The organism is Polaribacter sp. (genome assembly GCF_049276715.1).
Classification (GTDB): domain Bacteria; phylum Bacteroidota; class Bacteroidia; order Flavobacteriales; family Flavobacteriaceae; genus Polaribacter.
Map to the genome: position 1 here is coordinate 1 of NZ_JBASWY010000011.1, position 4,886 is coordinate 4,886.

A 4,886-nucleotide genomic window follows, 5' to 3' on the forward strand; every position below is an offset into this window, starting at 1 on the left:
TTCAATATCAATATTTGCAAGTGCATTTTTAGTGCCATTGGTAATATGAAAACACACTAATTTTTGATAGATTTTTAATGCATTTAGTTGCAAAGACAAACTGTCTTTAGATTGCATAGAAATATTACTAAATGTATCAGCATCCTTTAAAAAATCTGGAGAATCTATTTGAAATTGATACGCAGGTTTTGTGATGGAGTTTTCTGAAGTTTTGTAAAAAGTCAAAGCATTATTTGCTAAAAAGTCAAACAATGTTGGGCTGAATGTTTTAGTCGTTTTTTGAAGATTCAATATCTCAGAAAACTTTTCGATTTCAATTTCTTGCAGTTGATGTTCTTCTTCTAAAGATGCTTTGAAGTAGGTTTGAATTTCTTGGAACAACGTATCTAAATCCCAAGTCCTAAAATCATCATTTTTTAATGCTGAGCTTGACGAAGTATCTGTTTTGGTTCGGTTGTAAAATTGATATCTATTTTGATTAAAATACTGCCAATATAAATTTGCCAATATATTTTGCAACACATTTTTTGTTGGAAAACTACTTTTCGCAATCTGACTTTTGAAGTTCTCAATCACTTTTAATTGTGCCTCTTCTTCTAAAATCAACACAAATTTGCTTTTATAAAAAAGGGATTTTATAATTTGAGGTGGGGTGTTGGTTTCTGTTGCTTGTGTGTAAATTTTTTCAACAATTTCTAATGCAGATTTTGACAAACCATCCACTTCTAATTTTTCTGCTTGGGTCCAAAGTTCATCAAACTTATTTTGAGCATTCGTTGTGAGAGAAAGTAGAATTATTAAAATTAATGATGTTGTATATTTTTTCATAGTGAATTAATTTTATGCTGTAAAACAAGTAAAAAAGAGGGTTTATAACAACCTAGAATTAGTAAACTAGTCATTTCAGTTAGTAAACGTATTTTTTAATCGAGTTTCATTCTAAAGATAATTAATATTGTGCAAAGCTTTTGTATTTTTACTTCTTATAATTTTACTTATGAACATTCATTTTATAGCAATTGGAGGCAGTGCAATGCACAATTTGGCAATTGCTTTACACCAAAAAGGATACCAAGTTTTTGGAAGTGATGATACCATTCACAATCCATCAAAATCTCGATTAGAAAAATATGGGTTGCTACCTAAAGAATTTGGCTGGTATCCAGAGAAAATTTCATCGGATTTAGATGTTATCATTCTTGGCATGCATGCAAAAAAAGACAATCCAGAATTATTAAAAGCGCAAGAATTAGGCTTGAAAATTTATTCTTATCCAGAGTTTTTATTTGAACAAGCAAAAAACAAAACGCGAGTTGTAATTGGTGGTTCTCATGGAAAAACTACCATTACTTCTATGATTTTACATGTGTTAAATTATCATGAAAAAGAAGTAGATTACATGGTTGGTGCGCAATTAGAGGGTTTTGAAACCATGGTGCATTTAACCAAAGAAAACGATTTTATGGTTTTAGAAGGCGATGAATATTTGAGTTCTCCAATTGATATGCGACCAAAATTTCATTTGTACAAACCAAATATTGCGCTTTTAAGTGGTATTGCTTGGGATCATATTAATGTTTTTCCAACTTTCGAAAACTATAAAGAGCAATTTAAAATCTTTACAGATTCTATGATTAATGGAGGAAGTATGGTGTATAATGTCGAAGATGAGCATGTAAAAGAGATTGTAGAATCATCTGAAAATCATATTAAAAAGTATCCTTATCTAACTCCAAATCATTTTATAGAAAACGGAATTACGTATTTAGAAACTGAAGAGGGCAACTTGCCTTTAGAAATTTTTGGGAAACACAACTTACAAAATTTAGCAGGTGCAAAGTGGATTTGTCAACATATGGGAATTGATGAAGACGATTTTTATGAAGCGATTGCTAGTTTTAAAGGCGCAAGCAAACGTTTGGAGAAAATTGTTGAGAATAATTCAACTGTAATTTTTAAAGATTTTGCTCACAGTCCTAGTAAAGTAGCTGCAACCACAAAAGCTGTGAAAGAACAATATGAAGAGAGAACAGTTTTAGCTTGTTTAGAATTGCATACTTATTCTAGTTTAAATGCAGAATTTTTAGCAGAATACAAAGGTGCTTTGGATTTTGCGGATAAAGCTGTTGTTTTTTATTCACCTCATGCTGTAAAAATTAAGCAATTAGAAGAAGTTACCAAAGAGCAAATTGCTAGTTCTTTTGAGAGAGAAGATTTGATTATTTATACAAATCCGCAAGAATTTAAGGACTTTTTATTTTCTGAAAATCTAGAAAAAACGGCTGTTGTTTTAATGAGTTCTGGTAATTATGGAGGTTTGAATTTTGAAGAAGTGAAGGAGCTTATTTAATACCAATTTTTTCTTTTATTTTTCATGTCGAAATAATCGAGATAAAATAAATTTCATATACGATTTATTAAAAAACGATTTGAATATAAATTTCGTATTAAATTCTAATTTTAGAAGTAAAAGTATGAATTGGTAATACTTAACACTGTAGAAAGATCTATCTGCAGCTTTTAAGCATCTTTTGAGATGAAGTTTTGATTGTTTATTTGAATCGAAACTAACATTTTTAGAATTAGGTAATATAAAATTATAAACCTCAACACCTGCATTTAGTTCTTTTCCAAGATTTTCGTCATGCAAGTACAGTGTATTTGAAGATTTACTTGCTACTAAAAAAAAATCGTACGCTGCTCTTAACGTAATTCTTTTAAGAATATATTCTTTATCATTTATGAGCTTCGAATAAATGGTTAATTTAATTTTATTTTCATCTGATAAAACGTAACAGTTATTATTAATATCATGTTTTAAAGAATCTTTTATACTTTCATAGTTAAAATACTTGCTTTTTTCAATTAAAAGCATTTCTCTATGAATTTCCATAGCAGCAATTTTATTAGGATTTATTATTCTTGGCAGATGTCTATGATCCTCAAATAAAACAGGCAATACTTTTGTATAGTTGTTTTTTTGTAATATTTCAAAAGCACGATTGCAATCTTCCTTTTTTATTAATATATCTATATCACCCAACATTCGTTCAGCAATGTCATCATATAAACCTTCCAATAAATTCCCTGTACCTTTTAAGAAAATAGGAGTGATGTTGCTAGCTGATAAAAGCTCATTTATTTCTTTTGTCTGTTCAATTATTTCCTTATTTCTTTCACGATTTAAATGGGTAATATATTCCATATAGTCTACTAAATCTTGTGGCAAGTAATGCAAGAAATCTGCTTTTTTAAAATTACAATATAAAGCAGGGAAAACGTAATGGCTTGTGCTTAATTTAACAACAGAATCCCAATCAATAGTAGCGGTTTTTAACTCTTTTTCAATACTAATTTTAGTAGTAAGATTATAATTAACAGTTAAACATTTACCAATAAAAAATAGGGTTTCTTTATAAGTCATTATTAAAGATTTCAGAAACTGTTTTAATCATTTCAACGTTTTTAGAATAGGTTAATTGATAACAATTTAAGTTCTCAAACCAATCTAAAAAAGTTTGTGCATTCTCTTTTATGGGTGATAGCCAAGAATCTGGAACAAGTTGTTGAAAGGCTTCAAGATTAGAAATTTTTGAACAAATTAATTCGCTATCCTTTTCATATTTGATAAAAATTAAATCGTTACAAGGTAAATGAGCAAAAAAATCAGCGTTATTAGGTTTTAAATAACGTACAATTTTATTCAATCTTGTAAAATTGTATTCAGCAGTTGTTTCTAATTCTGGATAAATAGGTAGCAACGTTTTTAAACTATTTTTTTTGATAGAAATTGCTGCAGGAAAACTATACACTTCTTGTTTTTTTGCATCAACAGGTACAAAATCATCAGCCAAACAAGTAAAACCATTTGCCTGTAAAAGGGCCAAAGATGTACTTTTTCCATTACCAGAATCGCCTAAAAACAACATCGATTTTTTACCATTACTAATCGCAGATGCATGAAAAACACCCAGCCATTTATCTTCTTCTTTTTGATGAATTTTCTGAATAAGTTCCATAGAAAACTTACCCTGAAAATAATGAACATCTTTGCTGCTCCAAGAACCAATTAGCTTTTTGTTTACATAAAGAAATATATAATTATGATGGATAAAAACTTCAAATTCATGATTAAATTCTTTAACAAGATCAACTTCTAAATGAGAAAATTTGGGATGAACATAAGAAAGCTCCATTTCGTTTAAGTAAGAAACTTTACATATGATATTATTTATTTTATAATATTTAATAAAATTATAGGTGGATGGTTTTTTTATATCTCTATAATCATTTACTAATTCTAGATTATTAATTTTTTTAGGGTCATTAATTTTATGTTCTAAATCTAATATAAAATCGATGGTTTTATCTATAGGCACACTCAGTTTTTTAGATAAAGCAGCAGCAATTTCTTTGGTAGAAATCCCTTTGTTTATTCTTTTAAGAATGTCTGCAGTTGTATTTTCGAAGATTACATATTCGTTTCTATTTTCGAACCAAACAATGGTTTTATCTTCTATAACTTTATGTAGTAATACTTTCTTTGTCATAGGGCTTAAAAATAGGTATTTAGAGTGTATATAAAAATAAAACGCCCCAAAAAAATTGAGGCGTTTTAAATTTAATTTAAAAATGATATTAAAATCCTGTTCCAGGTGCTTCTGGACTTGCAGCTTGCGCTTTTTGTGGATTTAAAATCATATACGTTCCTAAAGCAGTTAACGCTGCATATTTACCATAATTACCAATCTTTTTAATAGCTTCTTTTCTAGTAATTTCTTCTTGTGTATTATTTTTCGTTTTGTTTTTCATGATGTTTGCTATTTAAAATTCTTGTAATTATTCTAAAGTTATTTTTCTATTTAGTTTACCTGTTTCAGTTTCTA

Annotated in this window: 4 protein-coding genes and 1 pseudogene; 1 reads left to right on the plus strand and 4 read right to left on the minus strand. The window is 28.4% G+C overall.

Annotated features, from left to right (window positions below):
- Positions 1 to 828, minus strand: a pseudogene (locus WAO74_RS03020) (alpha-2-macroglobulin); the annotation flags it as partial.
- A 169-nt stretch (positions 829 to 997) separates the two neighbouring features.
- Here WAO74_RS03020 and WAO74_RS03025 point away from each other — a divergent pair.
- Positions 998 to 2,350 (plus strand): UDP-N-acetylmuramate--L-alanine ligase, encoded by a 1,353-nt coding sequence (locus WAO74_RS03025; RefSeq protein ID WP_422159574.1) that lies wholly within the window; start codon positions 998 to 1,000, stop codon positions 2,348 to 2,350.
- 15 nt (positions 2,351 to 2,365) lie between these two features.
- Here WAO74_RS03025 and WAO74_RS03030 read toward each other — a convergent pair whose 3' ends face one another.
- The 3 genes from WAO74_RS03030 to WAO74_RS03040 all read right to left on the minus strand — a co-directional run bounded on the left by WAO74_RS03030 (position 2,366) and on the right by WAO74_RS03040 (position 4,812).
- A complete protein-coding gene (locus WAO74_RS03030) occupies positions 2,366 to 3,424 on the minus strand; it encodes a nucleotidyltransferase family protein (RefSeq protein ID WP_422159575.1) in 1,059 nt (352 codons plus the stop codon).
- Positions 3,414 to 4,550 carry a hypothetical protein gene (locus tag WAO74_RS03035; protein WP_422159577.1) on the minus strand — a complete coding sequence of 379 codons (1,137 nt, stop codon included), beginning with the start codon at positions 4,548 to 4,550 and terminating at the stop codon, positions 3,414 to 3,416. The genes WAO74_RS03030 and WAO74_RS03035 overlap by 11 nt, the downstream gene beginning before the upstream one ends.
- Before the next feature lie 88 nt (positions 4,551 to 4,638).
- Positions 4,639 to 4,812: a hypothetical protein gene (locus WAO74_RS03040; protein WP_422159579.1), complete on the minus strand. Its 174-nt coding sequence runs from the start codon at positions 4,810 to 4,812 to the stop codon at positions 4,639 to 4,641.
- Between the last annotated feature and the right edge of the window lie 74 nt (positions 4,813 to 4,886).

Bases quoted from the DNA above. Each gene is read 5' to 3' on its own strand.
- WAO74_RS03025 (WP_422159574.1), top strand. From the start codon at position 998: ATGAACATTCATTTTATAGCAATTGGAGGCAGTGCAATGCACAATTTG.
- WAO74_RS03035 (WP_422159577.1), bottom strand. From the start codon at position 4,550: ATGACAAAGAAAGTATTACTACATAAAGTTATAGAAGATAAAACCATT.
- WAO74_RS03040 (WP_422159579.1), bottom strand. From the start codon at position 4,812: ATGAAAAACAAAACGAAAAATAATACACAAGAAGAAATTACTAGAAAA.
- WAO74_RS03030 (WP_422159575.1), bottom strand. From the start codon at position 3,424: ATGACTTATAAAGAAACCCTATTTTTTATTGGTAAATGTTTAACTGTT.